Here is a 5952-nt window from a genome sequence, read left to right as displayed (position 1 = left end):
TCGGGCTGCGGCTCAGGTTCGGGCTGCGGCTCGGGCTGCGGCTCAGGTTCGGGCTGCGGCTCAGGCTCGGGTTCAGGCTTAGATTTCACCTTCAAACTGCTGTGTACCATCTCATTCACATACCCAGGTGCAATCTCAGTATCTACAATGCTTTTATCCCCATCGTAAACAACATTGATATAATGCGTACCAGCGGTTTTTTCGCCTTCTGCATAAGCGTCAGAGTCAGTGTCAACCTTAGCCAGCTTCTCCTTCACATCTAGCCTATCCTCTGTGAAGAGTACATTGATTCCCTCCTCATTCACCTGCCCATCCTTGAAATTGCCGGTGAACTTGCCCTCCAGCTCATTTTCCACTGTATAACCAACTTTGGCCACAGTTTCATTGTATTCATATTCATCCTTATCCGGCTGGTTCGCTTTGAATGTAAGGGTGGGGCGATATTTGAAGATATAGCGGTTGCCTTCCGCATATGTGCCGGACTTGCCGTTCCAGCCCCATACAGCATATTTTTCGCTGTCGAGATCGCCGAAATCGTCCTCGTAGGGCGTGTTTGAGTAAACCTTCCAGTGGCTGTTGCTATCTTCGCCCAAATTCATGACATACTGGCCAGCCTTGTTCTCAAACTTCTCCTGAGCAAAGATTTCTATGGCACTGTCCGTATTTTTTGCCTCAGAGGTCAGCGTGCCCCCCAGGGTAACATTCTCGCCCCCCAAGTGAATCAAATTGCCTGCCTTAACAGCGCTGGCCTTCACATCGCCCATGGCATCTACATGCACATCATTAGCTGCATTGACAGTATCATTCAGGCTTACCTTGCCAGAGGCATCAACAACGACATTTTCCAGCAGCCTGTCATAGCCTACCGTGCCACCCAGCTCCACATCCTTGCCCTTAATCTCCAGCGAGGTATTAGTTAGTTTCTTCTCCACGATATAGTGGGAATCTTGCTTTTTGGTATCCCCTACGTCATTCCACTGAGAATAAAGGATGTTCTTGCTGCCCAAATGGGTGTCATAGTTGATGGCCAAGGCCATCTGCGTGCCGGTGCCATTGGCGCCGTCCTGTCCATTATCGGCATCAGGCTGGCGCGGTGCGAAATTGGTGTAGTACTTCGTGTCATTCACGCCGGTTGCTACATCATCGCCGTGCTCTTTGAACCAATCACTATGCGCCTTTCCCTTTTCACTGGTCTCAGCGACATTTTCCATGTCGCCATCTTTGCCAGACCCAATCGTGTTTTCGCCAATGGTCTGCACAAAGAAAACCTTTCCGGCTTCAGCACCTTCCACCCAGGCCCAAAAATGAGCATACTTGGTTTCGCCATCCGCAGTCTCTATCTTATACCAGCCTTTGCTCTCAAGGTCTGTGCCTTCCCCGACCTTCAGAACTTCATATTTGCCTTTTTCGTCCTTGTCTTCATTAATCACAGGTATGCCGGTAATGACAGGGTTGCCCTTCTCGTCTAAAGAGAACTTGATCCTGTTCCCATCATTGTCCACTGCATAGCCTTCTTTGTCAGCTTTAACATTCACCACATGGCCGCCTACAAAGGCCTGGGAATTCTGGGCGTGGTTCTTGGCTATATTGGAAGTTGCCACCGCATCTTCCAGCACGCTTGTGATGACGGCCAGATGGGTTTTTCCCGTGCCGTCAGGATCTGCTTTTTTCCTGGCCTCGCTCCAGGTGAGCTTGGTATTGCCATCGCCGCCATCGTAGTAGGCATTGGCTGAGTTCACCTTGCCGGCAATGGTCACATTGCCCTCGCTGCAAGCATCGAGACGCACAGTACCTCCCGTACCTACCAGCACTTCATTGCCCTGCAGCGTGATATCGCCGCCCTTGGTAATGACTTTCCTGGTGGGCGCTTCGCTTTCCTCGCCTTCTACAAGGATCTTGGTATTCTCTACGATTTCGTTGCCATTTTGGTCAAGGCCGAGGCCAAAGTAAACGCCGTTTGTTCCCGTGGCAGTGAAGCTGCCGCCATTGGTGTTGATATCAGCTCTGATGATGGAGGCTCCATCTTCGCGCTGGGAATTGGTCATTTCCTGGTTGTTGGAGTTCAGTGTGATATCAAGAGGGCCGTTTTCGGAAGAAATATATGCATCCACGCTGATATTCCTTCCGACAGTAAGGGTAAGCGCGGTAGGCGTTTCACCCTTTTTCACGATATTTTTTTCCACCATAATATCGGAGTAATATTCCGGTTTCTCAGGGGTTGCCAAAACATTTACATTGGTATCGTCCAGCGCCTTGCTGAGGACTGTATTGCTGACCCTATTGGGGTTTTTATTGTCCTCCTGCCCGTCCGGGTTTTCGGTGATGGTGACATTCTTGGCCGTTATATTCCAGGTGCCTGCCCCCGCCTCCGCGTAGGAATGGATATCAGCGCTGTCACGCACCTGCAGGCTTTGGGTGGCAGTGGTGTCTATATCGCCTTTGGCAGAAAGCTTGCCTTCAACCACCATAGTGTTGGCCGTCAGCTTGATATTGCCGTCAGAATAGATACCCTTGTCTTCATTGACAGTTACTTCATTAGCCGTCAGGTTGATATCTCCATCAACGGAAATATCATTTGTATCTACCTTGATGGTCTTGGACATCAGGCTGAGGGTGCCTTCAGCTTTAACATTTTCTATCGGCACATTGTCAGCTGCGATGCTGATATCGCCGTCAGCATGGATAGTCCCGTCTGCCGTTAGCTCATCGACCATCAAATCTTTATCATACTCGGAGAAATTTTTCTGTTCCTCCGTCAGCATGACAGATGCCAGGCTGATATCGCCACCAGCGGAAACATCCCCCTTGACCGCTATGTTTTCAGAGGCCAGGCTGATATTGCCACCAGCCTCAATATTATTTTCTGCCGTCACCTTGTTTGCCGCCATGAGAATATCCCCGTTGGCAAAGATATCATCAGCCAGGGATATCTCTTTGGCTGCTATGTTGAGATTGCCAGTGGAAATGCCGCTGCCCGGCTCCACCGTGGCCGCTACCAGCGTCACATTGCCTTCAGCGTCCTTACCTATGCCACCGGCCTCGATTGTGCCATCATTCTTGATGAGACTGTCAGCGACGAGCTTATTGATATTATTGACCTTGATCAGCACACCATTTTCATTGCCGGTGTCAATTACATCATTGCCAGACACCTTGATATTCATATTGATTTTGTCTGCATAGCTGAAACTGACCTGGCTGCCATAGCCCATGGCTATATCATTGGCCGTGATGATGCCATGATTATATATCTTGGGAGCAAAGATCGCCACATAGCCATCGCTGGCATTGATAGTAGCCATGTCCTCGATTTTTATAACGCCTTTGCTATCGCCTTGCTTGTCAGTTACAAACACACCCTGTTTGAATTTGTCCCAATTAAAACTCAGGGTACTGGCCACCAGGCTGCCCACATCCACGCTGGAGCCTGCACCAAAGGTAATACCGTGAGGATTTATCAAGAAGACTGAACCGCCCTCGCCCCTGAGAGTTCCATAGATTTCAGAGGCCTTATTGTCATAGATGCGGTTCAGCACCATCCAGCCCTTTTCACCCAGGAAATTGACCGTTGAATCTTTGCCGATATCAAACGTATCCCACGTTATGATGCCCTTCTTGTCAGCACCGCCAATCGTTATATTCAGCTCATTGCCATCAGGTTCTGGAACATTTACCTCCCCATACTCCACCTTTTTTAGTTCCGGCAATGCATCCGGCGCCACCTCTGCCCATGCCGTCGGCATCCACGCCGCTGCCGTGAGAGCTGTCGCCAGCACAGCCAGCCTGCGCTTCCTATACTTCCCAACACAACTCATGCTTCCGTACATCCTTTCGATTCTAATACTCCTGTAATACAAACAACGCCATCATTATATACCCACCACTTAGGAACTGGAACGAAATAAATTATGCAGATTGCGTAGGATAAATTTTTGCTGTCAAGGCGGAGGAGCGAGGCGTAGCGGGCTACGCCGAACGACGACAACGCAGACAGCAGAAATTTAGACAAGCAAGATGTTTGATTTATTTCGTGATAGTTCCTTAGCTTTTTCCAGCTAATAAAACAACCCCAAGAAAAATACCTGGGGTCAATATGCAAATCTTAGAAGTACACGCCACCCCTAATCCAAAAATGACCGCCGGGATGGCTTGTGTCGCTGGTGGGCAGCTCAGAGCCCAGACGCCAGGCGTAGTCTGTACGAATGAACCAGTCTTCCCAGCGGGACCATATAAGGCCAATGCCTATACCTTCCAGATGGCGGTAGTTGATACCGCCCGTGGTGCCTTTGTCCTTGTTTATGCGCAGTCCACCGTGATCAAAATAGGTGGCCAACTGCAGCTGCTGATCCTTTTTCTTCAGGGGCAGGGCAGCACGATAGCAGGCTCAGCTGCCTGAGCCTCGGGCAGGGACAAACCTCCTATGAGCATTCCCAGAGCTGCTGTGGCGGAAATCTTCTTCAGTTCACGCCCTTTATGAAATGTTAACAATTAAATTCTTCCTCCCAATATTCCCTTTAAATATCAATCCGTGTCAGGGCAGACCGTCAGCGCCTCTGCATCCAGCACGATGCAGTCATCCACTTCCGCGACTTTGACAGCGCCGCTACGGCCCTCCAGGTCTCTTAATATAGCGGCTGCTTCCGCACTTGGCTTAATGACGAAAGGAGCTCACCTTCATACTTTCAAAATGAGTGCAAACCCCGTCCAATTCCTCCAGATTGACCCCCATCTGGTTGAAGGCCTCGTAGAGCGCCTGGGATTCTATTTCCATATTCTTGTCATCATAGCCCAAAAGAAATTCTCTGGCAACCTCGTCCGCAGGATAAATGTCCAAGGTGGAGCCATTGCAGGTAATGTGGAACCTGACGCTGCCCTTTTCAGTCTCAAGCGCTTCCTCGCTCTCAAGGTACTGATTCTTCGGCTGGTAAGATTCAGGCGAAACCTTCATCTTAGGTTCCATCTTCACTTTGTCCGCCTCCAGGGTGACAGCATAGGTACCGTAAAGCACCACCTGTCCGCACCTTTCATTGTAAAAAGGCAGTTCCACGCTCATATTTTTTCGATGCTCTGAAAAATAGACCACATCCCTATTGTTGGCGGTTAAATTCTGTTTTTCATACTCACCAGTCGGCAAAGCGAACGCCGTAGGCATAGAAGCCGCAGTCATCATCGCAACAGCCAAGATGCCAATTTGCTTTTTCCTTAATTTGGCAATACTCCCCATTTCTCTTGCTTACTCCTTTTACAATACGACAGAAAAAATCAATTACGAGTTTTTACGTCCTTGTTCCAAATTTTAATCTTTCTCTAACCATAGACGCAATTATAAACCCAGGTATACAATTTTGCAAGTAGTAAATTTAGTGAAATAGTCCCTCTTTTCAGAATCACTATATAAAACTAAATTTCAACGCTACATTGTGCGTGCCCATTTTCGGTGTACTTGCACATCTATTATTACAAAAGAAAAGGGGGGCTGTTGCACGTAATCCAAACGTGCAGCAGCCTCATTTTTATGCAAAAAGATAATCCCAGGACATTCAAGCCCCGGGATTAGTTGTAGAATTTAGGTATGCAAAAACCAAATTCACAGAAAGAGTATACGTCTTTAGGAGAGAATTATCAACTCAAACTTCGCACAAACGAAACAGGCCAGCACCTATGTGCGGTGTAGAGCCATGACTCCTAGAAAGTCTGCCTCATGCACAGCGTTTCAAACACTTGTTCCATAAATTCGGCAGATTTTCCAAGAACAAATCGAGCATCATGTCCAGTTCCTTTTCCATAAAAAACGTCTTTCCCTTTACCGTAGCAATAAGTTCTTTCAAGAGCAACACCAAGGCATCGAGATAACGCAGATCCTGCAATTCGTCATAAGCGAGATAGAATAGCTCACCTATGCTCCGTTTATCGACATTCCGGCGCTGCTCTAGTGACAACATCATATACCTT

The 5952-nt window shown here is 48.5% G+C and carries 4 protein-coding genes and 1 pseudogene; all 5 read right to left on the bottom strand.

The window, feature by feature from the left end; all coding sequences use genetic code 11:
• Positions 1–3815 (bottom strand): filamentous hemagglutinin N-terminal domain-containing protein (locus BLW59_RS17895; protein ID WP_175463498.1); only part of this gene is annotated, 3815 nt, incomplete at its 3' end.
• Between the two features lie 287 nt (positions 3816–4102).
• A complete protein-coding gene (locus tag BLW59_RS16890) occupies positions 4103–4333 on the bottom strand; it encodes a hypothetical protein (protein ID WP_175463497.1) in 231 nt (76 codons plus the stop codon).
• Between the two features lie 23 nt (positions 4334–4356).
• The gene (locus tag BLW59_RS18280; protein WP_318258738.1) at positions 4357–4488 is read right to left on the bottom strand and encodes a hypothetical protein; all 132 of its coding nucleotides are present in this window, start codon (positions 4486–4488) and stop codon (positions 4357–4359) included.
• 163 nt (positions 4489–4651) lie between these two features.
• Positions 4652–5182, bottom strand: coding sequence for a hypothetical protein (locus BLW59_RS16885; protein ID WP_139283749.1), 531 nt, complete (start codon positions 5180–5182; stop codon positions 4652–4654).
• A gap of 517 nt (positions 5183–5699) precedes the next feature.
• Positions 5700–5952 (bottom strand): annotated as a pseudogene (locus BLW59_RS16880) (transposase); the annotation flags it as partial.

Origin of the sequence: Selenomonas sp. KH1T6 (assembly GCF_900108415.1) — a bacterium.
Taxonomy (GTDB): Bacteria; Bacillota; Negativicutes; order Selenomonadales; family Selenomonadaceae; genus Selenomonas_B; species Selenomonas_B ruminantium_A.
Note: the sequence above shows the minus strand (reverse complement) of the source record. Positions and strands in the feature narration are given on the sequence as shown.